Below are 26,066 nucleotides of genomic sequence, written 5' to 3'. Positions count from 1 at the left end.
AGCAAAACAATGTCCGATTACCGCTATCTCGGCCGCAGCGCCCTGAAGGTTTCCCCGCTCAGCCTTGGCACCATGATGTTCGGCGGGCCGACCGAGGAGACGGTCGCGCACCGCATCATCGACAAGGCGCGCGAGCAAGGCGTCAATTTCATTGACACCGCCGACGTCTACCACAATGGCAAGTCCGAGGAAGTTGTTGGCCGCGGCATCAAGGCGACGCGCGATCATTGGGTGGTGGCGACCAAATTCGTCAACTCGCATGACAAGGGTCCCAATCTCGGCGGCCATTCACGCAAATGGGTGATCCAGACCGTCGAGAACAGTCTGAGGCGCCTGGGAACAGACTACATCGACCTGTTCTATTTCCACCGCGCCGTCTTCGATGCGCCGCTGGAGGAGCCGGTGCGGGCCATCGCCGACCTGATCCGCCAGGGCAAGCTGCGCTATTTCGGCGTGTCGAACTTCCGTGGCTGGCGCATCGCCGAAGTCGCGCATCTCGCCGATGAACTCGGCATCGACCGGCCGGTGGCCAGCCAGCCGCTCTACAACATCGTCAACCGCACCGCCGAGGCCGAGCAACTGCCGGCGGCAGCCTATTTTGGTCTTGGTGTCGTCTCCTACAGCCCGCTGGCGCGCGGCGTGCTGACCGGCAAATACGAGCCCAACCAGGCGCCAGCCGCCGACACTAGGGCCGGGCGTGGCGACAAGCGTATCGCCGAGACCGAGTGGCGCCCGGAATCGATCGAGATCGCCAGGCAGATCGCGGCGCACGCAAAGTCGCGCGGTGTCTCGGCCGCCGATTTCGCGCTGGCCTGGGTGCTCAACAACCGGCTGATCACGGCGGCGATCGCCGGTCCGCGCACTGAGGAACAGTGGGACAGCTACGCCAAGGCGCTGGACTTCAGGCTGACCGCCGAGGACGAGGCCTTTGTCGACCGCCTCGTCACCGCCGGCCATGCCTCGACGCATGGGTTCAACGATCCGAGCCATCCGGTCGAAGGCCGTGTGCCGCGTTCCGAGCCGGCCGCACCGATCCCGCTGACGCGGCCTCTGCGCGCCGCCTGACGGTCAGCTGTGGACTGGCGGGGCCGGCGGCCCCGTCAGAGTCTCCAATCATTTCGCACAGATGAGAGAGACCACGAATTTCCATGTCGAACGGCTGCGCCAGAACATCGTCGTGTTGTCAGGCAACACCCATAGGCCGTCGAAATCACGGAGGCTGGCGCATCATCTGGGTGAGGCACTGCGCGAAAAACTGTCGGTCACAGTGAATTTCCTCGATCTCGTCGATGCCGGCCGCGGTCTGGGTGCTGCGTTCACGCGTAAGGAATCGACGCCGGAGGCGCTGGATGTGGTGGCCGCGGTCGAACAAGCCGACGCGCTGATCGTGACGACGCCGGTCTATAATGGTTCCTATGCTGGCCTGTTCGACCTCATCGATCCGCTGGCACTCGTCGATCGCCCAGTCCTGATCGGCGCGACGGGAGGCGGCCAGCGCCACGCGCTGGTGGTCGAACACCAGCTTCGCCCGCCGTTCGGCTTCTATTCGGCGCTGAGGGTGCCGAGCGTCGTCTATGGCAGCGACAGCGATTTTGCCGACGGCAAGCTTTTGGATCCAACGGGCCTGGGCTGGCCGCACAGGCCGTGGACCAGTTCGCGACGTTGCTTTCAGCGCGGCAGCCGAAGAGCCAACCGGTCAGGCTGGCTTCAGGCTGACGGGTATCGGGCTCGGCCAGGTGCCGGCTGCCTCGGCAAACGGAACTAAGGGGTTCGGGAAGGTCGTGAACATCTTTTAGTGTAGTAGGGTGATGGCTGCCTGGAAGTTTCGCTATTCGTGCTCCATCTGAAGGCCAAACACCGAGCGTTCGGTGCTTTGGCCGTCCTCGGAACCATACGGAACGATGCGGGAAGATTTCTGATTTTTGCCCGCGAAAAACCCAACAAAATCGACGATTTTCGTTCGCCCTCCGGGCCTACCAGTCGCCTTGATGAACAAGGCTTTGCGTCGAGGGTAGACAACCTGGTTAGACAGTCGGTCAGACAAACCGCTTCAGAAGCTTCGCCATGCCCTCCACGGCGAGCCGCTCCTGCTCCGTATCGACTTTTTTATTGAAATCCCGAATTCGGTGGCCTTACAAGACCGATGTTGCCATTGCTCGTAGGTCGGCTGTGATGGATAACGTGGTTCCATTCCGCAAGGCCGTGCCTTGCGTCGAAGTGACAGAAACCTGCGGCGAATGGTTCGTCCGCGTGGTTGAGAAAGATCAGGAAATTGCCAGGTCATTCAATCAGGAATCGTTCGCGTTGTCCTTTGCAGAAGGCCAGCGGATACGCCTAGGGCTAGCGAAGGTCGTGCGCCTGTAGGGCGCTGTGGGGCGGCATTGTAGGCATTCAAGCATGAGCGGAACCTAATTTGCAGCCGCAAATTAATGTCCAGTGAATGAACTCCCAAACCGGAAAAAACTCGTGCCTGACCCTCAACCTCGGCGCGGCTCCAACAAAGGTGTGTTGCTAGCGGCTGCAGCGCTGCTGTTTGCCTTTCTCGCTCTTATTCTGTTTGGGTTTTTTCAGTAAGTGCGCGCGGCGCCGGCTTCCTAGAGAGGGCAGAGCACCTGCCGACGTGATCTTCGATCGCTCGCGTCCTTGCGGCGGGGCGACTATCCAAGCCGGCTCGGTTCGTCGCTCCTGACGGGTTCGGCGGTCCCACCACAGCAGGATGATCATTCGGCAATTTTTGGCAGCGCCGGTATTCAACTCACGCCCAAAGCGCTTGAACTGAAGCTGGCCGTCGATGTCGTGACTGACGCAGCATGAGCCGAACAGGCGAGGCAAGCGCAAGCCTTGGGGCCCAACCTCAGACAGACGAAGCACGCTCGTGCAGTCTGGAGACAGCGCAACGAGTTATTCATTCGGGCGCCTTCGCATCACCAGCGGAACGAAAGAGTTAACTGGCGGTTTACTAGGGAAGGATTGCAGGACGAAAAACATTGAGGATTTCTGCCATGACAATGTTGTTCGAACCACTCGACTCTGAAGGTTACAAGCGCAGCGTGGTCTACCATGCGGCACGCTTGTCCATGCTCCACAATCGAATGCTGAAGCGTTTCGACAAGGTCGATAAAGCGGCTGAAAAGGTTGAAGCCGAGGTGGAGTTGTTTGATGAAGCTGTTCGCACTCTCTACGAATGAGCGGCATGTTGACCGCCGACGTTCCTGCTAGCGCGTATACGGGCGCGGGGTTCACCGTTGCGTCACCAGGCGATGTCGCGCCGCGTATTTGGGCTTGATAAGCACGATCTAATGTATACGATTCACCCAGCCGGCCTGGCTCCCCCGCCATCGGGCCGGTCAGGCCCGACGGTTCAACGCACCACCCCAAACGACTGTCGGGCCGCTAGGACTTCTCACTGCGCAGCCGGGTTCATGCTTTGCCTTTTTTTCTCGAAAAGCGCGAGCTTGGTCATATAACCAATTCTGATTTTTGCATGGCATTGGGTGCAGTTGAAGTTGGATATCACCTTCAACCACGATCCCTTTTTTATGATGACATGAGAACAGTTTGGACATTCCAGTTCCAGGTACTCGTCCCCCATATCGTTTGAAATCGGCACTACGACACTCCCCAACAGTTGCCCGTGAAACTTGCGCTTCGAGATCGGCCGGCACCTCCGTGCTCAAACCCCGAACGTGGGTCCTTGGCAGATGTTCCGCAATCCGACCTCTGGCGACCGGGATCGGACCTAAGTCCAAATCGCCGCCAACAGGCCGAGAAGTGGAACCCCGGCGGATGCTTTTTGAACGCTGAATTTCCGTCCTCGCCGGTCGTAGTCCGCCGTCCTCATGGCCAAAGCGCCAATGTTGCCCTTTGTGAGACTGACCTCGTCCGGCCTACCAGGTCGCCAGGGCGCAACTCCGGTAATAATGCGGCGGAGCGAATGTCAGCGCGAAGCTGTGCGCAGGGACGCCAACTCGCTGACAGCAGCAAGGATGACAGCATCGGTTGCCGGCTTCGGCAGGAATCTGCAGTCGCGGAAAGCCGCGGGAACGTCGGCGGGGCCAAATCCCGACAAGAAGGCAAAGGGGATGCCTCGCGCCTGCAATATCCTCGCCACCGGCAGACCCGTTTCACCGTTCAGCTGGATGTCTAGCAACGCCACGTCAATCTTGTCCGATTCGACAAGACGCAGAGCGGCGGATACCGACGGCACAGGTCCGACCACCTGATAACCGGCGCGACGCAGCCGCGCGGCAGTGTCCTGCGCGACTAGCCATTGATCCTCAACAATCAGAACACTCACGCTTTCGCTCACGGCCCCTCTCTGCGATTGACCGAAATGAGATGTCGATCCGAGACCTTCGGACAGTTGTTTCGACATGTCCGCAAACCTATAGGTAACCTCTCCATGCAGCAAGGTGAGGCTGATGCTGGAGCGGAGGCGCTTCCACCGACCACTTGCTGAATTACCGGAGCCGAAGATTAGCGCGTCAATGGAGCTGCGGTCCGCGCCTCCGCTCCATCAGAGTTGGATAGGCGCTTACCCCTCTCCACCATCCGCAAAATCTAAAAGCCTCCGTACCACGCCATTGGCTCTTCAAGCATGATTAGCACCTCTCTCTCTCTCCATCTTGGGCAACCTGAGATTGCGGTCGGTCAATGAGCGTCAGAAGTGCGATGCACCGAGTTTGTGCCTGCAGTTTTTCGAAGGAAAGGCTTGAGAATTCATGATTTCGGAGCAGGTTTGGCTGGCGCATGAGCGCCGCAGATCTATACTGGGGAGATCAAGCGATGGGGTCGGCCATGAGCAAAGAGTTCAGTGTAGCTGATGCCTATGGCGCCGGCCGCGCCATCTTCATGGGACTTGAACTGCTGGTTTCGCCCGGTGCGCTCGTCCCCAGACCTGAGACCGAGTTGCTCGGCAAGACCGCGCTTGGTGTGTTGCATCAGATGAACCTGCCGGCTCCGCGCATAGTTGATATGTGCTGCGGCACTGGGAATCTGGCGTGCGCGATCGCCTACCATGTGCCCAGCGCCCTTGTCTGGGCAAGCGATCTCACCGATGAATGCGTCGAAACGGCACGCCGCAACACCTCACATCACGGCATGGCTGAGCGTCTTTCGGTGCTTCAGGGCGACTTGTTCGACTCTCTCATCGGCCTTGGGTTAGACGGAACTATCGACGTAATCGTCTGCAATCCGCCTTACATTTCTGAAAAGCGGCTCGAGGGCGACCGCGCCCATCTGATCGAGCTTGAGCCGCGCGAGGCGTTCGCAGCCGGCCCTTACGGCCTGAGCATTCATATGCGCGTACTGAAAGACGCACCGCGATACCTGCGGCGTGGCGGCATCCTGCTCTTCGAGGTCGGGCTTGGCCAAGACCGACAGGTAGCGGGTCTGCTGGAACGCAGCAAGGCATTCGAGAACATCCGTTCGGTCTCGAACGAAGCAGGCGAGGGCCGGGTGGTTCTGGGGCAAGTCAAGACGCAGGCATGAATCCTGCGACAGTCAGACCAAATACGGGGCTGCTCTGGGCGTTACGCTCACCCATCAGTTCATTTTGCGGATGATGTATTGCTCGATCCCCTGGATGGAATCGAGGTTTTCAGGCAGAAGTTCGCTGTCCTCGACGGTAATGCCAAAGGTCTCCTCGATGAAGCCGATAATCTCAAGCACACCCGTCGAGTCGACAATGCCTTGATCGAGCAAGGATGCGTCATCCAGCAATGCCTTGACGTCGCTGACGTAGAAATTCGAAACCAAGAAACTACGAATTTGCTCGCTGTAGATTCCGGTGCGTTCCTTGATGGTCAACATGAATTCGTCCTCCGTGGCGTCACCATTAAATCAGCGACTTGGTTCTGGCCCCGTATCATGACAGCGCCGTTTTCTTGAGTTTTCCCGTGTCCGTCATCGGCAGGTTCGCCACAACGACGATGGATTTCGGGACCATGAAGTTTTCCAGACGCTTCTGGCACTCCTTCTGCAGTTCCCTTTCGCCAATGGCTCTTCCATGCTCCATCACCACAAAAGCTTTCACCGCTTGCCCGAGGAGCTCGTCGGGAACACCTATGACAGCCGCTTCTCGGACTCCTGGAATGTCCATCAGTACATTTTCCACTTCCCTTGGCGCCACCTTCTCGCCTCGCGACTTTATGATCTCATCCCCACGGCCAACGAAGTAGAGGTAACCCTCCGTATCCATCCGGCAGTAGTCGCCGGTGTATAGGACCTGCTCGCCGGGCAGCGGGCCGGGTTTGAGTTTCCTGGCCGTTGCCTCGGGCTTGCCCCAATACCCGTTCATCACCGTTGCGCCGCGAATGACGAGTTGGCCGACAACGCCTGGGCCTATCCGCCTGTCATGCTCGTCAACGATCCACATCTCCGTATTCGGGATTGCGATCCCTACGCTCAATGGCTTTCGCTCGAGGTCCTCTGGCGGCAAATAGGTGCAACGTTTGCATTCGGTGAGACCGTACATCGAATAGATGCGTGCACTCGAAAACAGCTCGCGAAGCATGAAAATATGCTTGAGGGGTAGGGCTGCCGCAGTGTTTGTGACGTAGCGGATGCTCGAGAAATCCTGGTCTTTGAGGGACCTGAGTTCGGAGAGTGCGGCAAAGATTGTGGGCACGCCGGGAAAGCCCGTAACTCCCTCCTGCCTGATCAACCCGAGGATCTGTGCCGGGAAAGCGAACGAGCGTTCGAGCACCAGCCGGGCGCCGGTACGAAAAGCCATGATCATCTGGTACAGTCCATAATCGAAGGCGAGGGGTAGGACATTGAGGATCACCTCGTCCTCGGCAATCGCCAGGTAGGAAGCGACAGACGCGCACGCGGCCATCATGTTTCTGTGCGTCAGCATCACGCCCTTGGGTTCGCCCGTCGACCCGGACGTGTAGATGATGGCTGCCAGATCAACATCGATGCACTGCCGTGCCGGCGGCGTATCCGCGCCATTGGCGAGGGCGGCGTCCCAGCGCACGGCAAACGGCAGCTGGGCGAGTTCGACGTCGTCGATCGGTCCCGATACGATCACCCGCAGAAGTGACGGGCAGCCGCGCGCCGGCTCGCGGAAGATCGCTTGCAGATGGCCGTCCGTGATGAGCGCCGTCGGCCGGCAGTCGTTGAGCAGATAATCGAGCTTGTCGCTCTTGGTGAGCGGGTTGACGATGCACACCACCGCATTCGCCTTTAGCACCGCCCAGAAGCTAACCACCGTCTCGACGGTGTTGTCGGCGAAGATCATCACGCGATCACCGCGAACGACTCCGGATGCGGACAGGTCCCAGGCGATCGCGTTGGCTCGCGTTTCGAGTTCGAGGTAGGTGACACGCTGCCTGTTGCACACCAGCGCCACCTTACTTCCGTGTCGGACGGCGGAATGGGCGAGGTAGTCATGCAGCAATGGTACGGCATCATGCAACATACAGGCGCTCTTCCCGATGTTCGCAGTCGACGTCGACGCTGAGCGTGCATTCGAGCGTTGCACTGGGACAACCCGCGACGAACTGCTGATGAAGAAGTTGGGTCGACAACACGCCGACCAGCGCCATGTTGTCGGCATTGGACAGGTCGCCATCGCCAGTTCTGGCCTGGCATTTGGCAAGCAGGTGCGTGACCCCCTTTGGATCGAAGACATTCGCCTCGCGCAGGGCCTTCTGCGAAACCGCCTCGCGAGCGTAATCCGGAGCGTCTGCGCCGACGAAGCAAAGCGCGTTGGGCGCGCGGAAGGGCTGCTTCTTGCGGGCTACGATCTCGGAGGGCAGGATGGGTGCCGCCATGCGCTTCAGCACGTGCTTTTCGTCGAGGCCGCGGAGTTTGAAGGAGGGCGGCAGCGAATTCGCGAGCCTCACAAGTTCATCGTCCAGGAACGGGAAGCGCCCCTCGACGGAGTGAGCCATCAGCATCCTGTCGCCTTGCGAGGAGAGCAGATAGCCCGACATCAGTGTTTGCACCTCGAGATACTGGTCCTGCGCAAGGGGACTCCAACGGGCAAACTGCGCGGGCAGACGGGCGAGCAACTCGGACACGGCGTCGCGGCCCTGCGTTCGAGCCCGCATATCGGCCGTAAACAAGCGCTTGATGGCCCTGGTGGTTTGCCAGCGGGTTTCATGAGCAAAGCCCGGCGCGTCGTAAGCCTGAATATTTCGCCCGAAGAACTGACGCGCCATCGCCTGCTGTTGCACCGGCGAGCGGGTGAGATAGGGGTAAAGGCGTTCCAGGAGCCGAGAGCGTCGTGTCGAAGTCGGGTGGCGCCCCCAGAAGCGGCGGACCTTGCCTTCGCGGAACAGGTCGTAGCCGGCGAACATTTCGTCAGCGCCTTCGCCGGTCAGCACGACCTTGATTCCACGCTCGCGCACTAGGCGCGAGAGCAGGAAGAGTGGCGCCGGGGCAGTCCTCAGTATCGGGCGTTCGGTGTGTCGGATTACCTCCGGAAAGATTCCGGCTATATCTCTGCGCGAAACGACCACTTCATGGTGCTCACTGCCGGTCGCCTCGGCAACCATTCGCTGGAAGCGGGTCTCGTCATATTCGGCGTCGGCAAAACGCAAGGAGAAGGTTTGGAAGCGATCGCCCGCGAAGCGCCTCGCGAGCGCGGCCACAAGCGAACTGTCCAGCCCTCCGGAGAGGTAGCACCCGACAGGCACGTCGGCGCGCACCATTCTGAGCGCCGTCGCGGCCTCAAGAGCGCTAGACACGCGGTCCACCGCGTCGTTGGAGGACCCGGGGAACTCGCCCTGCCGCGATCCGAAATTGTCGGGATAGGAAGGCTGCCAAAAAATCCGCTCACGAACGGTGCCATCCTGATAGATGCGGACACGACCCGGCTCGAGTTCGTTGATTCCGTGGAAAACTCCTTGCGGCGGAACGACCGTCCAGAGCGTGAACGTCTGATCGATGCCGGCTGGATCAAGGGCGCGAGGTATGGTTCGATCGGCCGCGAAAATGGCTTTCACTTCGCTGGCGAAATAAAGCCGGTGCGCATGCTCGCTGAAATACAGCGGGCAAATGCCGAAGCGGTCGCGCGACAATATAAGACGATTGGCCACTGAATCCCAGATCGCAATTGCCCATTGGCCGTTCATCCGCTCGAAGGCCGTTGCTCCCCACTCACGATAGGCGTGTAGCGCGACCTCCGTGTCGCTGCGGGTTCGGAAGCGGTGGCCGAGCGCCGTGAGTTTTTCACGCAATTCGACGTAGTTGAATATCTCGCCGTTGAACACGATCCACGTCGTATCGCCTGTGTCCGCCATCGGTTGCTGGCCACTGGAAAGATCGACGATGGACAGGCGCACATGCGCCAGCCCCGCGCGTCTGTCCCGGTAGAGACCGCGCCCGTCGGGGCCGCGATGCGCCAGCGCGCCCATCATCTGCATCAGCGCCTGCCGCGAAGGAGAAGCCGCTGTGGCATTCAGCGCCACGATTCCAGCGATGCCGCACATGCTCGGTCAATCTCCGCCTTCCGCGGACAGCAAAGGCCGCGCGTGAAGATAGTGGGCCGCCCTTCGTTTCGCTTCGATGTCCTTGAACACTTTCTGAAGCTGGGGCTCGGTGAGGCCAGCAACCGCCGCGAGCTCATTGCTGGCGACCCCGTGGTTCAGGCCGTAGAGGCATAGATCCATCAGGTGATAGGGCAGCGCGAAATAGAATTCTTCCTGGCTTTGGGTCATGGAAAAGGTGTCGGTGGTCGGTGGCCGCTGCCGGATTTCATCATCCACCTCGAGATATTCCGCGAGTTGATAAACCTGGGTTTTGTAAAGGTGAACGATCGGCATCACGTCGGCGGCTCCGTCGCCCTGCTTGACGAAAAAGCCCTGGTCGTACTCGAGGCGATTTGGAGTGCCGACAACCGCGTATTTGAGGCGGTCGGCGTGATAGTATTCCGTCATCTTGCGCAGGCGCTGCTTGTAGTTTGTCGCAGCAACGATCTGCAGATAGGCAGCTGGCGGCAGACGCACGGTATCTACTTTACCCTGCGGATCCTGGACCGTGAGGCGGGTTATATTGAGCCCGCTGCTCTCCAGAACCGACGCGATCACCAGCTTGCATTTCCACCCTTCCCCATAGTCGGGAACGACGGTCTGGATCGCATCGATCTGCCGGCGGTAGGCCCCAATGGCCTCCAGTGCCGGTGCTATGTCCTCAAGGACGCTTTCAATGCCAAGCTGTGCCGCGACGCGGCGGCCAAGTCTCAGGGAGTCGCCGGAAGAATCCCGCTCCGGCATGAACAGTCCCAGGACCTTGTCTTTCCCGAACGCGCGCATGCACAAGGTCGCGACGACGGAGCTGTCGATACCGCCGGAAAGACCGACAACCACGCCGCGACGATGCAGGGTGCCGAGAACCTGAGTGCGCAAGGTGTCAACGATGCGATCGACCTCCGCGCGGGCATCGAGCGTCAGCATGTCCTTGCTGAATTCCGGAATTATGTCGATGACAAGTCCTCCCTTTTGCGAGATTCGGCGGGGGAATAGGTCTGCACGATGGCCGTCTCGATAAGCGGACGGTTGGTGGCAAGGTTTGGTTCGACGACAAGGTCGATGTGGCTGCCCGTGATCGAAATGACGTCCAGGTGTGCCAAGACGCTGTCCCAGCCCAAGGCCCGCGGCATTCCCTCCCTGCGACATCGGAACAAGGTACCGGAGAGGGGCAGAGCCGGTTTCGGTGCCTCAAGCCATTGGAAGAATGACTTCGCCCTTAAAACCTCCTGCAGTTCCAGTTTGGTCCTGAAGATCGTCGGGTTGAACTCTCCATTGGCAAATCTGTCCAGAATCCTGGCCAGACGCGCTTCGCCGCCCACGGCGACGGTGATCTTCGCAAGGGCTCTGCAAGCCATCCGATGCGCGGATATGCGGTTGGTGCGAATACGATAGAACGTACGGGTAAGTGTCTCCCAACGGTTGCTCGGCTCGTCCAGAAGGCTCGTGTCGAGGATGCCCAGGAACCGCACCGTTCGCCCGGCCTTCATGAGCCGTGCGGCAACCTCGAATGCAACCGCGCCACCCAGAGAATGGCCGAGAAGTCGCACGGGGCCCGCAGGTTGGATGCGGCTTATCTGCTCGAGTGCGGCGCCAGCCATGGCGCTGAGGGTGTTGTGTCCGTCCAGTATCGCCGCAAGGCTCGGATATCGGATCGGGTTTACACGGGCGACTTTCCCTATGGCGGCTGCGAACGCAGCCAGGCTCGGACCATAGCCAACGGACCCTGGAAACAGGAAAAGAACCGGGGGGTGGTGCTTCTTTTCGCGCCCTTCGCCCGACCGTGCAGAGACGACCGCCTCAACCATCTCGTCCAAGCTCATGCCGACGGTGAATGCTTCGAGGCCCAGCTCTTGCCCGATGGCGTTTTCGATCGCCATCACGCAGTGCAGCAGCTGCAGCGAATCTCCTCCAGCATCATCCCAGTTTCCCGTGGCAGTGCCTGTGTTGAGAACCTGCGTCCACGCGTGCTGCACTATTTGACGTGTGTCCTTTGCTCCTCCGGCGGGCGGAGCATCGAGAGTGGACGACCGGGCGACTCGCGCCCTCCTTCCGTGCGAACGATCTATCTCGGCCAGTGTTGCCAAATCGACCTTACCTCCCGACAGGCGTGGGATTGCGTCAACGGGGTGCAATCGCAAGGGACGCAATGGTGCCGGCAAGGTCATTCTGAGGAGCTGGCGAAGGTCGTCTGCAAAAGCGCCGCCTGCGAAGCGCTGGGGAACCGCGAAGGCGATGAGTTCCTGCGCGGCCGTTACCATCACCACGGCATCCGCCACCGAAGGCGCGCAACGCAAGACCCGTTCGAGTTCGGCGGGCTCGATGCGTCGACCATTGATCTTGATCTGGCGCCCTTTGCGGCCGACGATCCTCAAGATGCCATCATCGTCGAGCCGAACGAGGTCCCCGGTCGAAAAAAGCCGAGCCTCGGGATCGTCGGGGTCCGGCTGCGCGGGAACGACCACACCGTTCTCCCAATGACCAAGCAGGACATAGCGGCTTTTGATCAGAAGCTCTCCACTTTCGCCTGGCCCTACATTGCGCTCCGCTTCGTCGACGATAGCGAATGTCATACCAGGGAGCAGCCTGCCGACGGGAACCGACGCGTCTTGCTCGGGCCAGTCAGGCGGCAAGAACCATTGCGAACCGATGGTTTCAGTCGATGAGTAGCCGATCTGGATCAGACACTGGTCCGAAACGGCTTTGCGCAGCAAAGCGATGTCCATCCATGACACTTTCTCCCCACCGATCCGGGCCACTCTGAGCGGCCAGGAAGCGTCGGCGGGCGCCTCAGCCAGGAGGGCTCGAAGCAGTGCCGGCACAAGATAGGCGATCGTCACACCTTCGGACTGCAATCGAGCGCGCGTAGCGCGCAGGCCGACAGCCTCCACCTCGAGAAGATGCAACGTGGCGCCCGTCAGCAGCGCCGCAAAGATCTCCCGGCAACCGGCGATCGTGGCTGGCCCGGTCAGCGGCAGGAAAACGTCATCCGCGCTGATATGGCACGCATCGACATATTGCCGGACCCGCCATAGCAGGCTGCGTTGGCTGTTGACGATTCCCTTGGGGCGCCCGGTGCTGCCCGAAGTGTAAAGCACCAATGCGGGCGCATCGACCGAAACCATAGGGGGCTTATGCTGCTGTTCTGGGTGTTGATCGTTGGACGCCACGGCGGCCGCAATTTCGATCCAGACGATCTCTTGGGCCAATTCGACCGGGCGAACATTTTCGGCGCCTATAATCGCGCCGAGCCCCGCGGCACTGACTATATCGAAAATGCGAGAGGCGGGATCTCTTGTGTTGAGCGGGACCGAAGGCCGTCCCGCCGCCATGGTCGCCAACATCGCCACAGGATACCAAGCGGAGTTTGCTTGCAGGATGCCGATGGCCTGCCCTTCGGGGACGACGGCAGCGATATGAGTTGCCAGCGTCTCGACCGCCCGGAAAAGCTCAGAAAAAGTCAGGCGGTTCGCGCCGTCGCTGATTGCGAGCTTGTCAGGATACCGCCTGGCGACATCTCCAAGGTGGTCGAAGATTGGAGTGTCCGCAAATTTGGCACCCATCTGTCGGTAACGGCGCCAGACTGGCCCCCCTTGGTCAAGATCATATTCGGGAACGACTGACCACTTTCGGGTGGGTCGCAGATCCACCTGTAGGTTTTGATTTGCCACTTCCGAATGCAAACACACTGAGGACATTCAGGGCCCCGCCAAGCTGACGGTCGAACATCGCTCGCCGCGGAGATCTTTTCATCAATCATTCGGATGATGCCTCGATCTTGCCTAGCCAGCGCTTCCCGAGCGTCCTGTCAGAAGTTTTGCCATCTGTGTCCAGCACCGGTCGTTTTTCCTTGCAAGCTCCGTCGAGCGCAAGACGGCTTGCCCAGGCGAACGGAGCGATCGGCATCTCCGCTAGAATCCGGGCTCGGTGCCCAGATTCACTGACTGGAACAATCATTCAAATGAACGTTGGTGTGATCTGAAATCCGGCTAAGCTTGATCCGTAGGGGAATGACTGCTCGTTCGGAGACGCTTGAGCATATGATCATCGAGTTGTTTGGGCCGCCTGGCGCGGGTAAAACCACGCTGCTTCGCGGCCTCTGCCAAGGGCTGGCGAGACACGGCATCAATGTGAAGACAGTAAATGGGTATCGCCTGATTGAACCTGGATCGGCTCAGGATGACGCTCCGGAAATCCGCCATGGCATAGGAAGAATTGGCAAAAAGATTGCCACATCCGGTCCTATCTTGCTGTCGACCTTGCCAAAGGACAGTGTCGCGGCCCGGCTTCTGGCATCGATCCCTCTTCGAAGCCGCGTGTGGTCATGGCGAATGAAGGTCGACATCGCCCAACTGTGCCAGTCCTGGCGCCAAGCGCGGGAGTCGCCCGGTTGCTTCATCTTCGAAGAGGGCATGATTCAGGCTTTGTGTGCGCTGGGTGTGCTGGCTAGAACTCCAAGCCTCGACGCGGTCCGCGAGTGCCTGGCGTTCCTGCCGCGGCCGGATCTCGTTGTGCAACTCGACGCGCCCCAGGAAACGTTACGCCGCCGTCTTGTGGATAGGCATGCGCAGCAACCGCTCCTCGAGGTTATGCTGTTCGAACTTGGCGTGGACAAAGGATTAAGGCAGGCCGAAATCTCAAGAGAGGTCGGCGAGTGCCTGCGCCAGGACCGATGGCCGTTGATACAAGTCAATGGTGCTGAACCTCACGACGTGGACGGGGTCGTCGCGCGCGTTCTGGGAGAGCATGTTGGTCATGCTGCCTAGGCTGGCCCATGACCTATGATCCATGACACATTTATGCATTTGGCGCCAAGCCGGGCAGCATCTGCCGCCAAGCGCGCAATCATGTCGAATCGTGCTGATCGAGCACTTCGAGCATGGTCGTCAACATGCTTCCGACTTCCTCAGAGATTTCCTCGGGGCGGATTCCCGCTCTGATGGCATCCGCCGTTGCTTGGTCCGCAAGTTTCGCCGCAAGAGCCGGATCGGCCTTGGTGTAGAGTGGGATCTTATCCTCTACCCATTTCTGCAGGAATTCGATGCCGCGCGCGCTCATACCAAGTACAAGCTCGGCGGGGCTTCTTGGTTCCGTCAGCCATATTCAAGAACGTCAGACCATCTTGCTCAGGCTGACGTCCCACGGTCACGTCACGATGAACGAGGACGCCGTCAGAGCCAGATGTGGCGATAGAGTGGCAAATTGGATCTGATGTGCGCCGCCCGAGCCGTCGCTGTCAAAGGAAAGCGCGCCGGTCGTGCTGTTATAGACGATGTGATCGCCGCTGTCGTGCGCGGCCCTGCCGGCGTAAAACGCCGAAGAGGGAAGGGCGCCTGTATGCAGGCCGGCAAACACGGTGTGGTCGAGTTGGATCTTGTCGTGGCCCACTTTGAAATCGGTGACCTTGTCGATATTGCCGACCTTGAGAGCCGAATCGAAGACAAAGACGTCGTTGCCGCCATGTCCGGTCAGAACGTCTCTCCCGCCACCGCCGTTGATAGTGTTGCTCCCGGAATTGCCATCGATGGTTTGGGCGAATTCGTTTCCCGTGAGCTTGATGGCGGCAGTTCCCAATTTGCTGGTGGTCGCAAGATGCTCGACCTGCGAGCCGGCCGACAGCGCGTAGCTCACCGATGCCAGCACGCTGTCGTTGCCGCTGTGCCGCAGTTCCACCACCTTGTCGCCGGCGTTGTTGACATAGTAGGTGTCGTTGTAGCCGCGGCCCATCATCGTGTCCGCGCCAGCGGTGCCGCGAAGCACATCCGCGCTACCCGTGCCGTAGAAAATGTGATCGCCGGTGCTGGTCGGAGGGACACTTGTGGGCGGAGGCGCTGTGCTGGTAGGCGGCGGCGTCGGTTCGCTGGCCGAAGGACCGCTTGCGGTGCTCTGGTTGTGTTGAAGGAACAGAGCCTGCAGCGTCGGCGAGCTCTCAAGCGCCGTGTCGCCCTGTTGAGAACCCCAAGCATAGGCATAGTCGAAGGCCGGCGAAGGCGCTACCTTGGCCCAGTGGTCCAACATGGTCTTTTCCTGAGCAACGCTGGGCAGGACATAGCGACCGCCCGTGTCGGTCGTCCAGTCGCCGCCGCCGAAGGTCTGATACACGGGAACGACCTGACTGAGCGGGATGCCCGAGGCGACGGCCGCCGCCACAGTCCTGTCGATCATGTTGTAATCAATCGTGCTTGTTCCGGTCCGTACCGGGTAGGGATCCAAGCCGTAATAGTCGATATGCGTGTTGGCAGGATTGAAGGTGTTTGAAAAGTCGGGGTTAGCGGAAGACCCCATGTTCATCATTGTTATGAAGGTCTTGGCGCCGGGCAGGTGGCTGTGGATCCAGTCTGACTCCGCCTTCAGATCAGCGGCGGTGGCATAAGTTCCCCATTTGCCGGTCGGGTCCGGCTCATCGACGAGGAAGAAGCCAAACACTTTCGGATTGCCGATGAAGGGCGTGACCTTCTGGATAAAGGAGGAGGTTGCACCATCGGCTTCATTGAGCCACACCAGGCCTTTCTGGCCGGCCGGCAAGGCGTTGAGCTGGTCCAAGGAAGATACATCAACAAGATTGAATCCGGCTTTCGCGACCTCGGAGGCCGACCCGCCCGAGGCGTAATGGAGTGTTGTCATTGACATACCCTTCGTCCGATTCGGTAGGCGCCCCACACCTGCCTAGGGAAAGGATCCATTAGCGACAAATCAAATACCGGCGTCCCTTGATAGAATCTTTGATCATCGTCCGGAAAACACAACAGCCTCGATGCTACGCTTGCGTCAGAGGTTTGTAGATGATCCAAGTATGTCGGGCGCTCAAGCCTGCAACGAAAGCGTTGCAGCGAAGTCTGCCGGAGCGCCTGCGCATTTGCAGTGGCGGCAATCGGCCAATGCGCGCTTCGGTTGCGCGAGCCACCGCCCAAATGCGCGCTTCCGCAGGATTTATTCGAGCTCAGACCGCAAAAGAATCGCGTCCTGGCGAAGCCCTCCCATTGCAGCCGCTCAATGCTCCTCGTGAGCAAAGCCTCGGCGCCAAATGTCCGCAAGGTCATGCGAGGCGCTCGCCGCTGGCAATTGCGGAGAGGCACTGAACTGGATCCCGCCGGGTTCAACCGAAAGGCGGGCGTGCGGGTCCGAATGACGGGGAGCATGGCAACGCGGTCGCCCATCCGCAGGAAGAGGCGGCTGGTGGTCCGACCGTATCCAAAGACCGGGTGAAAGCCTGTTCCAGACGAAGCGGTCGGGAGAACTGCCGGTGCGAGTCATCACACCATCTGGGTGCGATGTTGATCCGGCGTGAGAAGGCGGGCAGAGAACGCGAGCGCGCGGACCCCGTCGAACACAGCCCTCTTTTTCTAAATATCCGGCCCGCCGTGTCGTACGCGAACGTGTCGTCGTTGCACCGTCAGACCGGATGATCCAACGCACTGACCGAGGCGACAGCGATTGTGGCTGCATTGCCGCATCGTTGATCAGCTTGCTTCATGCAAACAGACGAGGACAGCACGAAAGCCTGCTCCTAGCGTGGGACTGGCTGTTGTGTGTTCAGGGGCGATGAAACCGGCCATGGAAACCGCGGATAGGGTCAGCTGTTTTACGAGATTGGGATCGCATCCAGGAGCGACAGGATGAGTCCGCATCTGGTTTGCGTTGGCGGCGAGGATCATAGACTAAGAATCCCGTTTCTTTTGGCGCTTCGCGAAAGGGGTTTTCAAGTCACTGCCGTTTCGAGTGATCTCGGAGCCGCCTTTTCACCCCATGGCATTGCCCATCGCCGATTCGGGTTCGACCGCTTTGGCAGCGGCGGTGCAGAATGGGGTGCTGTCGGCGCGATCCGTGAACTGATGTCCGAACTGCGTCCGGACATCATTCAAAGTTTCGACACCAAGCCCAATCTCCTAACTCCACTGGCGGTGCGCGGGCACGTTCCCGTCGTTCGCACCATCAACGGGCTTGGTTGGACATTCTCGTCGCGGGAGCCGCGGGCCCTGGCATTGCGTCCTTTCTTTTGCGGCCTTCAGGGGGTGGCGTCTCGTTGGACAGCCATGACCGTCTTCCAGAATAGTGATGATCAGGCCTTCTTCGAGCGCTATCGGCTGGTGGCTCGCGGCAAAGGGCGACTGATCCGGAGTTCTGGCATCGACCCCGATGCATTCTCGATGGCAAGGTATCGTGGTCCTTCGGCTGCCACGATGCGCGAGGAACTTGGCCTACAATCGGCCCAGGTCATAATATTTGTCGGTCGGCTCACGCGGCAGAAGGGGATTCCAACCCTCATCGAGGCGGTTCCTCGCGTTATCCGCGAGAGGCCCAACGCGCGTTTCGTACTTGTCGGCCCGCAAGACTCCGAAGGTCCGTTTGCCGTCAGCAGAGCCGATATCGAGCGCCATGTTCCCCACGTTGTCGCATTGGGGCCAAGGCGCGACATTCCAGCCCTCCTTGGCATGGCGGATATCTTTGCGTTTCCGACGCAATATCGCGAGGGAATTCCGCGTGTCCTGCTGGAGGCGGGATTGTCCGGATTGCCGATCGTCGCCTCGAATATGCCGGGCTGCAACGATGTGGTTGAGGATGGCTGGAACGGCTATCTCGTGGCGCCGCGCGATGCGGATGGCTTGGCCTCCCGGATAGTCGATCTTCTTTCCGACCCCGCCCGTGGCAAGACGATGGGCAGCCGTTCCGTCGGATTCGTGCGGGAGCGGTTCTCGCTGTCGTGGGTGATCGACCAGTATTGCGACCTGTATAAGACAATACTGGGTGGCAGATATCGCAGCAGGCTTGTTCAAGCTGCGCAGGCGAATCCGAGGGAAGAGGCGGTGCCAAGCCCCCATCGACTGGGTGAGGCGCGGCAATGATGCGTGATGCGCTTCTGGCCTTCGGCGTCGCGATGTCCTACGCGGCGCAACTCAGCATCCCAGGGCTGCCCTTCGGCTACAGCGAACTGTGCCTCACGCTCTGGATAATGCTGTCGATGACGCGAATCCTTGCTGGCGGCCAACTGGAGGTTACGCCGGCCCTGGCCAAGCTTGGGCTTTTCTGGCTGATCCTGGCGCTTGCCATGGGCGTGGGTTACATCATCGGTTTTCTGACAACCACGTTGTTCCTGGATCCGTTGTTGCACGACACGCTGGCCTATGTGCTGTTGGCGTGCGTCACCTGTCTGGCCGCTGCGGAGCCCAACGCGTCTTTCCGTTTGCGTCGTATCGCCTGGTGGATGGTTGCTATCGCGAATGCGGGCTTCATCATTCAGGTAGGGCTTGGCTTCGGCTGGCTCCATCAGGCTGGGGTCGAGCCCTGGTACTGGGACCGCTTCTGCGGATGGTCCGACAATCCGAACCAGCTTGCGCTCTACTGCGCCCTGCTCGGTCCACTGGCCTTGCATCTTGCCACAACCACCAGCAATAAATGGGGAAGATGCCTTGCCCTATGCAGCCTCATATTCACCGTTTACGTCGGAAGGCTGACAAAAAGCGATACCTACCTTTATACCACGGTCCTGGCTTGTCTGATCCTTCTCGGGCTGCGGGTCCGGGCCTGGCTGACGAGCGACGGCAATAAGGCGAGCCTTTCAAGGCAGCTTGCCGTCTTGATGGCCGTTGGCTTCCTGCCGCTGGCCCTGTCTATAGCGCCCTATGCCCTCAGCGAGGCCTCCAGCGCCGAAGACTTCGCCAAGAGCCTGACCAAAGACAAGGGCGGGGAAGCGACTGCCCAAACCGCGGCGCTTCGCCTCTACCTCTGGAATGCAGCCTTGGAGAAGGGGGCACGATCGGGATCGCTTGGACTGGGTCCGGGCCCGCACCTAGATAGTCCGCCCGTGGTCAATCAACAGTTTTTGCCGCGGCCCTTCGAGGCGCACAGCACCATCCTGGATCTCTACACTCAGGGCGGCCTGATTTCGGTTCTAGCCCTGATGTGGATCTTCGGCTCGGCTGCGTTGTCCGCCTGGCGGGCGAAGCTGGACGCTCTGGTGGCGCTCGTGGCATCGATCGCCGTTTTCAGTGCTCCGCATTTGGTCATCCGCCATCCGATCGTGTGGTTCTGTCTGACCCTCTGCCTTGCCGCTGGGACGCCGGAAGCGATCCCTGCGATTGTTCGCCAGAGGAGATGCTAGAATGTGTGGGATCGCCGGAATTTTGTTGGCGCCCGATGCAGCCAACGCAAGTGCGCTCAGGGCCATCGGACCGATGGCGACGGCGCTTCGTCATCGCGGACCTGACGGTGAGGCCTTCTGGGTGAGCCGTGAAGGGGGGGTAGCCTTCGGCCACCGGCGACTGGCCATCGTCGACCTGTCCGAAGCGGGTCGCCAGCCAATGCTCTCCGCGAGCGGTCGGTATGTCATCACCTTCAATGGCGAGATATACAATTTTCGCGATCTGCGCCGTGAACTGGAAGGGGCGGGCCATCATTTCCGCGGCGCCAGCGACACGGAGGTCATGCTGTGCGCGATCGAAAGCTGGGGCCTTGATGCAGCCCTCGCGCGCTTCGCTGGCATGTTTGCTTTTGGGCTGTGGGACCTGAAGAACCGAACGCTTCAGCTTGCCCGCGACCGAATGGGGAAGAAGCCACTCTATGTCGCCCTGACACGTGATGCGCTCGTCTTCGCCTCGGAGTTGAAGGCGATCACTCGCTTCCCAGGATTCACCCCGGAACTCGATGTCGATGCGGCGACGACAATGGTTTCCAAAGGCTGGGTGCCGGATGACCGTTGCATTTGGCAAGGCGTGTTCAAGCTGCCACCTGGATCAGTCCTGTCGGTCACTGCGGCGCAATTCGCCAACGCCCGAGGCACCGGTTCGCTCGCGCATCGCATTCACCCTTGGTGGTCGCTGGCCGATGTCGCCTGCAAGGGACAGCGCGATCCGATAGCTGCCAGCGACGAGGACCTCGCAACCGAGCTCGACAGCCTGCTCCGCCTGGCCGTCAAGGAACGAATGATTGCAGATGTGCCGCTGGGCGCCTTTCTGTCGGGCGGGATCGACAGCTCGACTGTCGTCGCCCTGATGCAGGCACAGTCCCGAAACCCCGTTCGGACGTTCACCATAGCGTTCGGGGAAGGTGGGTTTGATGAAGCTCCCCATGCGGCCGCGGTTGCTCGGCATTTGGGCACCGATCATACGGAACTTCATCTCTCGCCGGCTGCCGCGCTTGAGGTCATTCCGGAGCTGCCCCGGATTTGGGACGAGCCGTTTGCCGATGAATTGCAGATACCGACGCTGCTGGTGTCGCGCCTCGCGCGGCAACACGTAACCGTGGCGCTTTCAGGCGATGGCGGCGACGAGTGCTTCGCAGGCTATTCTCGACACTTCCTGGCAACCCGCCTCACAAAGCAGCATGAGCTGCCATTGTCATTTCGCCGGCTGTTGGCATCGGGGGCTGGGTTGCTGGCCCAAGCCTCTCAGAAAGATATCTTCGGCAATCTGCCGCTTTCGGCGAATATGCGGCATGGCTTGCGCGGTGACCGCCTGGCTCGCCTTGCCCGCCTGCTCGCGGCGCGAGATGAGGACGAACTCTTTCTGCAACTGACAAAATCTTCAGCCAACGACCTTGTTCATCGCAAGCCGTCGACAGCACCTACCGACACCACAAAGCTCGACGGCCTGCTCTCGCGTCTCCTATTCGCCGACATGACAGGCTATCTACCGGGCGACATTTTGGTGAAGCTCGATCGAGCCACCATGGCCAACAGCCTTGAGGGGCGATGCCCGATCCTGGACCATCGCGTCGTTGAATTCGCCTGGCGGTTGCCAGCCCGTGCCAAAGTCCGAAACGGGAAGGGCAAATGGTTGCTTCGACGACTGCTTGATCGTTATGTACCACGCCGACTGGTCGACCGGCCCAAGCAAGGTTTCGACGTTCCGGTCGGGACTTGGTTGAAAGGGCCCTTGCGCGGCTGGGCAACCGATATCATTGCCACGATCGGCCGCTCCGGGGACGGGGTCATCGACCGTGAGAAGGTTGACGCATGCTGGCGCAATCATCTGCATGGAAGCCAAGATAATTTCCGCGACCTGTGGCCGGTGCTCATGTTTCAGGCGTGGCGCAACGAAGCCATGCGGCCATCGACGGTCGCCACGCACCCTTCTTACCATATCGAACTGACAGGGGATTGAGATGGAAGGTTCCATAGCCAACCGCGCCCGGCGTCCGCGCGCCAAGCAGATGGAAGTTGGGACACTTGAAACCAATCTGCGCTTGATGCGGCCGCCACGCGAGCCAACGCAATCGTCACCCTTCCACCAGCTCGTCATCATCCTGACGACGCGAAAATGGTTCTTGCTTGCCGTGGCCCTTCTGGGCGGCATCCTGGCCGGACTGGCAGGCTTCACCCGCCCGGTGCTGTTCGAGGCAACGACCCAGGTCATTATCGACGCCCCGAGCAGCAGTGCTTCGGGCGGCGTGGCATCCGCCCAGGACTCGCTGGAATCGAACATCGATGATCATCTGACGATGCTCTCCTCGCAAGGCCACCTGCGTCGGGTCCTGGCAGCACTGCGCAAAGCCCAACCAGTCGACGGTAACGGAAAGACCGTCGTCAATGCCGTCCCGCCCGCGGCTGGCTCGTTCCTCATCGATCTCCTGAGCAGGGCCTGGAGACAGGATAACACGGTGGCGGAAAATCCGGACGCAGCGGACGCGCCCGAACTGAAGGCGCTACGCAACGGAATGAGGGTCGGACAAGAGCTGCGATCACGCGTCATCACCATCGGCTTCACCGATCCAAGTCCGGCGCGTGCGGCACTTGTCGCGAACACGTTTGCCCAGGTCTACATTCAAGATCTGGTACAAAAAAGCCGGGCATCGGATCAGGTTAATCTGGATTCGATAGTCGCCAGCCTTCCGCAAGTACAAAGGGATCTTGTCGAAGCGACAGATCGGCTGGAGACATACCGGCTCACGCATGGCGCCGTCGATCAGACTGCGGCCAACAACGCAGCCAGTGAGACAGCGGAACTCGGCCGGCAGATATTCCTATCGAAAGCCAGTCTTTCCGCGTCGGAAGCGCGCCTTCGCCGTATTGAGGACCTGCGCAAGGCGGGCGCCCCGGTCACGGCCATCGCTGAAGAAATCGGGTCGCCCGTGTTGACGGACCTGGTGACACGCCAGTCGGGTGCCGCCGCCGACGGCGATCTGCGCAACGCGATCGCCCGCGAAATGGAGCAAAGCGTTGCCCGAATCGCTGCCGAGGCAAATGTCTACCGGTCTCAGGCTACGGCTCTTGAAAGTCGCAAGGCGATGCTCGACGCGGCCGTGGCCGACACGGCGAGCCAACTTTCGGGGCTGCGTTCCCTTGAGCCTAGGGTAGCCATCGTGACGCAGCATTACAACGAACTCCTGAGCCGGCAGCAGGATCTGATACGTCGCATCGCCGCTCCTTCGCCAGGCGTAGCGGTCCTTTCGACCGCCTGGCCGCCGTCGACCCCCGTGACATTGTCGCCGATTTTCCTGATTCCCCCCGGCATGGTCGTCTTTGGTCTCATGGGGGCGGTCATTGTCCTGGTCCGCAACGGTTTCAACCAAACCTTGCGCAGTGAAGCCGAAGCCGAGGCCGAGCTTGGGGTCCCGTGCGTAGGACTGCTTCCCAGGGTTGCGGGACTTAATGCCAGAAAGCTGCGGCATCTGGTTCTGAGCCAGCAGAACTTGCCGTTCAGCCGCGCCGTGACTTCGCTGCTCGTCACTGCGGCGCCAACTCAGGGGAAGGGGCAGCCGCCGCATATCATTCTCGTGACGTCCAGCATCCAGGACGATGCCAAGACCGAGTTGGCATGGAGCCTGGCGCTGGCGGCAACGCGGCTGGGAGGAAGAGTGCTTTTCCTCGATCTCGATCGCAAGGATGTACGGCTCACGAACGGGTTTCGTGGTGAATTCAGCACCGACAAGGCCCGGAACTCCTTCGGCGACTATGTGAATGAACGTTGCGTGCTGAAGGATGCAATTACGAGGATGCCGGAAATCGGTATCGACCTCATGGCCGCTCCAGCACCTTCCGATGATCTCCTGACGCTTCTGTCCACCGTCGACAAATGCCAGTTCACCGAGGAGCTGCGTTCGGCCTACGACGTGGTCATCATGAACGGTCCCCTGGGCCTCGGGGGGCCTGAAACCAGGCTGCTTAAGCGCTGGGCCGATTCGGTGCTTTTTGCCGTTCGCTGGGCAAGGACGAGGCGCAGCATTGCCCGTGGTGCTCTGGATGCAATAGGGGCCGGCGGGTCCGCCACCGTTCCAGTAGGGAGTGTGCTCACCCGGGTGAACCTGAAGAGGCTAGCCGGCTCCAGGCTCGGAGACAACGCCGATCTTCTGTTGGAGAGGGTTTGAAGATGCGTGTGCGATCTTCAACAGAAGCTCCAGGGAGCGATCGCGCCCCTAAATCGAGCCAGCTACACGATGATCATTGAATTTTTCGGACCTCCAGGATCCGGCAAAACAACCTTCGCACATGCGCTTGCGCAGCAGCTGCGCGGGAAAGGCTATCACGCCAAGGTCGCTCTCAGCTACAAGCCAAGCACCAGGGCCGCCAAATATGACCTCGGAATCTTGCTATTCATATCACGGATCGTATCGGCGATATTTTCAACCTCCAGAATACTGCTTTTTTCGGCAGGGCGAGCCGATGATATTTCCAATTCCTTTGCAATGGTGAGGATGATACCGCCAAGAAACCGAATTTGGCGCGCGCGAATCTGGCGATACATCCTGCACCTTTCGCGTTGCTGGAAGTCTGCTGAGCAATCGCCCGAAATTATAATTTTCGATCAAGGATATGTTCAAGCGATTGGTTCGCTTGCGATGTTTAATGGGAGCACCAACCCCAGAGCGCTGGAAAAGGCGCTCAGCCTCGCACCGGCGGCCGATCTCACCGTCAGGCTCTTGGTGCCAGCTGCGGTCGTGGAAAGTCGCCTTCGTCGGCGGATGGAGCTTGAGCCGCCGGCGGAACGGATTTTCGAGGCCGACCTGAACGTGAACATGCGCTCGTTCGCCGTTTTTGAAGCGATGCATGACCTCCTGACAACATCTGGCCGGGAAATCATCTCCGTCGAAAACACCGATGGTCCATCGACCTTTAAAAGTATTTGTCGGATTGAGAGACAAATACTTTCTGCATTGTCGCGCTTCGATAGGGCGGTCGGCGAAAAGCAAATTGAGTTGCCAGCTCATCGCGCAGATGTAACTGGTTCAGCAACCGCACCGCCGCGCAACAAGGACATGGGCTCGCGGCTCGCTTGGGCAAGCATATTCGCCTTGCTGATCTATATTGGTGGCGCTGGTTTGACCAGTCTTGCCCAGTTGGCAATTGCACGCCTTATCGGACCTCACAACTACGGCATCTATTCCTACGTTCAGGCTTGGACGTCAGTGCTCGCCTATCTGGCAACGCTTGGTTTTAATGTATCATTGTTGCGTTTCCTCCCGGCCTATAGGGCCAGTGGCAGGCTTGATCTGGCCCGCGGCGTGATAAGATTTGCGCTGCAGAGATCGCTGATAGCGGCAACCTTGTTCGGGATGATCGGCGCTGCGTCCGTCCTGTTCCTTTCAGATCCAACGGAAAGAGGGCTTGAGACAAGCATCGTGCTCGGCATGATGGCTGTGCCCTTGGTTACGGCCTATGCTCTCGGAGCCACGCTTGTGCGTGCTTTCGGCGGCGTTGTCTCGGCGTTGTTGCCGGAGCGCATCATGCGAGACGGGCTCCTGCTCGTGTTGGTAGCGCTCCTGGCATTGTCGGGATTTCGAACAGTGGATGCGCCCTCGGTGACGCTGGCGGTGCTTGTGAGTTCCGCTTTCACAGCGGCGCTGGTGTTCATCATCGCTAGGAGGTTTGAACCACCCGGCCTGGGACACGCCAAGCCAAGTTATGCCTCGAGGGAATGGTGGCTTGCCGTCCCCCCGCTCATGCTCATCACTGGGCTCGATGTTTTCGTCAGTCGGGCAGGAGTCCTGGTTTTGGGCTGGACAAGCCATATTGCTGAAGCGGGTATTTTCGCGCTGGCCTTGAATGTCGCGATGCTCGTGGGCCTGTCCCGTATCGCCGTGGCAACCATGTTTTCGCCAACAGCAGCCGATCTCTACGTCAGAGGCGATCGCAGAGGCCTACAACAGCTGTTCGCGCGCGCAACCCTGCTTTCTGCTGGCGGTGCCATCCTGGTGGCCGTCCCAATGATGGTGATAGTCGAGCCGTTCTTGAGCTATTTCGGTGAGGGTTATAGCGCGGGAGCGCCGATCGCACGGGTTCTGATTTTGGGATATGTCTTTGTCGCGCTGTGCGGGCCCCAACAGAATCTCCTGACCATGACTGGAAATGAATGGGCTGCGGCAACGACGATGGTAGCGGGTGCTGTGGCCAATATAATTGCCTGTGCAGCCGGAGTTGCGGTGTACGGCCTGCTTGGCGCTGCGGTGGGTGTGGCACTTGCACTGAGCATCTGGAGCATTGCCATGGCCGTTTATATCCGCAAGCGACTGAAAATCATGCCAGGCTTGGTTTTTGCCTTGCTGTCGATGAGGCCGAGCGCGGTCGATGCCCGTCAATGGCATTGGTTCTTGAGGGCGAGCAAATGAGACCACTGTTTTCGCTACGGTGATCGCCGTCGTTCGGGCAGGAAGTCACGA

General features: G+C 60.0%; 19 protein-coding genes. 11 read left to right on the top strand and 8 right to left on the bottom strand.

Annotation, left to right across the window (positions count from 1 at the left end; all coding sequences use genetic code 11):
* The first annotated feature begins 9 nt into the window (after positions 1-9).
* The 4 genes from AC3EMP_RS27705 (at position 10) to AC3EMP_RS27690 (ending at position 3,188) form a co-directional block, all read left to right on the top strand.
* The gene (locus tag AC3EMP_RS27705) at positions 10-1,065 is read left to right on the top strand and encodes an aldo/keto reductase (RefSeq protein WP_023670876.1); all 1,056 of its coding nucleotides are present in this window, start codon (positions 10-12) and stop codon (positions 1,063-1,065) included.
* 61 nt (positions 1,066-1,126) lie between these two features.
* Positions 1,127-1,765, top strand: a complete 639-nt coding sequence (locus AC3EMP_RS27700) for an NAD(P)H-dependent oxidoreductase (RefSeq protein ID WP_023670877.1) — start codon at positions 1,127-1,129, stop codon at positions 1,763-1,765.
* Between the two features lie 407 nt (positions 1,766-2,172).
* Complete coding sequence (locus AC3EMP_RS27695; RefSeq protein WP_023670878.1) at positions 2,173-2,364, top strand: hypothetical protein; 192 nt, start codon at positions 2,173-2,175, stop codon at positions 2,362-2,364.
* Between the two features lie 638 nt (positions 2,365-3,002).
* Positions 3,003-3,188, top strand: a complete 186-nt coding sequence (locus AC3EMP_RS27690; protein WP_023681021.1) for a hypothetical protein — start codon at positions 3,003-3,005, stop codon at positions 3,186-3,188.
* 749 nt (positions 3,189-3,937) lie between these two features.
* On the opposite strand, the gene AC3EMP_RS27685 is transcribed toward AC3EMP_RS27690, so the two are convergent.
* Positions 3,938-4,375, bottom strand: coding sequence for a response regulator (locus AC3EMP_RS27685; protein ID WP_352842968.1), 438 nt, complete (start codon positions 4,373-4,375; stop codon positions 3,938-3,940).
* Positions 4,376-4,797: 422 nt separating this feature from the next.
* Between AC3EMP_RS27685 and AC3EMP_RS27680 the strand changes: the two genes are divergently transcribed.
* Entirely contained in the window at positions 4,798-5,490 is a 693-nt protein-coding gene (locus AC3EMP_RS27680) for a N5-glutamine methyltransferase family protein (protein ID WP_023681023.1), read from the top strand.
* A gap of 54 nt (positions 5,491-5,544) precedes the next feature.
* Here the strand turns inward: AC3EMP_RS27680 and AC3EMP_RS27675 are convergent, their stop codons facing one another.
* Genes AC3EMP_RS27675 through AC3EMP_RS27655 form a run of 5 tightly spaced genes read right to left on the bottom strand, consistent with a single transcriptional unit; the run spans position 5,545 to position 13,174 of the window.
* Entirely contained in the window at positions 5,545-5,811 is a 267-nt protein-coding gene (locus AC3EMP_RS27675; RefSeq protein ID WP_023670883.1) for an acyl carrier protein, read from the bottom strand.
* Between the two features lie 55 nt (positions 5,812-5,866).
* On the bottom strand, positions 5,867-7,423 hold the full coding sequence (locus AC3EMP_RS27670) for a class I adenylate-forming enzyme family protein (protein ID WP_023753026.1): 1,557 nt from the start codon (positions 7,421-7,423) through the stop codon (positions 5,867-5,869).
* On the bottom strand, positions 7,413-9,440 hold the full coding sequence (gene asnB, locus AC3EMP_RS27665; RefSeq protein WP_023733262.1) for an asparagine synthase (glutamine-hydrolyzing): 2,028 nt from the start codon (positions 9,438-9,440) through the stop codon (positions 7,413-7,415). The genes AC3EMP_RS27670 and asnB (AC3EMP_RS27665) overlap by 11 nt, the downstream gene beginning before the upstream one ends.
* 6 nt (positions 9,441-9,446) lie before the next feature.
* The gene (nadE, locus tag AC3EMP_RS27660) at positions 9,447-10,427 is read right to left on the bottom strand and encodes an NAD(+) synthase (RefSeq protein ID WP_280790677.1); all 981 of its coding nucleotides are present in this window, start codon (positions 10,425-10,427) and stop codon (positions 9,447-9,449) included.
* Positions 10,424-13,174: an AMP-binding protein gene (locus tag AC3EMP_RS27655; protein WP_031215078.1), complete on the bottom strand. Its 2,751-nt coding sequence runs from the start codon at positions 13,172-13,174 to the stop codon at positions 10,424-10,426. Before AC3EMP_RS27655 ends, nadE begins: the two co-directional genes overlap by 4 nt.
* Before the next feature lie 342 nt (positions 13,175-13,516).
* Here AC3EMP_RS27655 and AC3EMP_RS27650 point away from each other — a divergent pair, with 342 nt between their 5' ends.
* Entirely contained in the window at positions 13,517-14,242 is a 726-nt protein-coding gene (locus AC3EMP_RS27650; RefSeq protein ID WP_023670888.1) for an AAA family ATPase, read from the top strand.
* A 79-nt stretch (positions 14,243-14,321) separates the two neighbouring features.
* Here the strand turns inward: AC3EMP_RS27650 and AC3EMP_RS27645 are convergent, their stop codons facing one another.
* Positions 14,322-14,534 carry a DUF768 domain-containing protein gene (locus AC3EMP_RS27645; RefSeq protein ID WP_023670889.1) on the bottom strand — a complete coding sequence of 71 codons (213 nt, stop codon included), beginning with the start codon at positions 14,532-14,534 and terminating at the stop codon, positions 14,322-14,324.
* An 87-nt stretch (positions 14,535-14,621) separates the two neighbouring features.
* The gene (locus AC3EMP_RS27640; RefSeq protein ID WP_023681029.1) at positions 14,622-16,100 is read right to left on the bottom strand and encodes a M10 family metallopeptidase C-terminal domain-containing protein; all 1,479 of its coding nucleotides are present in this window, start codon (positions 16,098-16,100) and stop codon (positions 14,622-14,624) included.
* A 992-nt stretch (positions 16,101-17,092) separates the two neighbouring features.
* Between AC3EMP_RS27640 and AC3EMP_RS27635 the strand changes: the two genes are divergently transcribed.
* From AC3EMP_RS27635 to AC3EMP_RS27615, 5 genes are all read left to right on the top strand, one after another.
* Complete coding sequence (locus AC3EMP_RS27635) at positions 17,093-18,319, top strand: glycosyltransferase family 4 protein (protein ID WP_023681030.1); 1,227 nt, start codon at positions 17,093-17,095, stop codon at positions 18,317-18,319.
* Positions 18,316-19,575 (top strand): O-antigen ligase family protein, encoded by a 1,260-nt coding sequence (locus tag AC3EMP_RS27630; protein WP_023681031.1) that lies wholly within the window; start codon positions 18,316-18,318, stop codon positions 19,573-19,575. Before AC3EMP_RS27635 ends, AC3EMP_RS27630 begins: the two co-directional genes overlap by 4 nt.
* Position 19,576: 1 nt before the next feature.
* Complete coding sequence (asnB, locus tag AC3EMP_RS27625) at positions 19,577-21,574, top strand: asparagine synthase (glutamine-hydrolyzing) (RefSeq protein WP_488376971.1); 1,998 nt, start codon at positions 19,577-19,579, stop codon at positions 21,572-21,574.
* A 1-nt stretch (position 21,575) separates the two neighbouring features.
* Positions 21,576-23,777 (top strand): GumC family protein, encoded by a 2,202-nt coding sequence (locus tag AC3EMP_RS27620; protein WP_352594895.1) that lies wholly within the window; start codon positions 21,576-21,578, stop codon positions 23,775-23,777.
* Positions 23,778-23,846: 69 nt separating this feature from the next.
* Positions 23,847-26,015 carry a polysaccharide biosynthesis C-terminal domain-containing protein gene (locus AC3EMP_RS27615; protein WP_352500538.1) on the top strand — a complete coding sequence of 723 codons (2,169 nt, stop codon included), beginning with the start codon at positions 23,847-23,849 and terminating at the stop codon, positions 26,013-26,015.
* Positions 26,016-26,066: the final 51 nt, after the last annotated feature.

This window comes from Mesorhizobium sp. P160219, from assembly GCF_057786095.1.
Note: the sequence above shows the minus strand (reverse complement) of the source record. Positions and strands in the feature narration are given on the sequence as shown.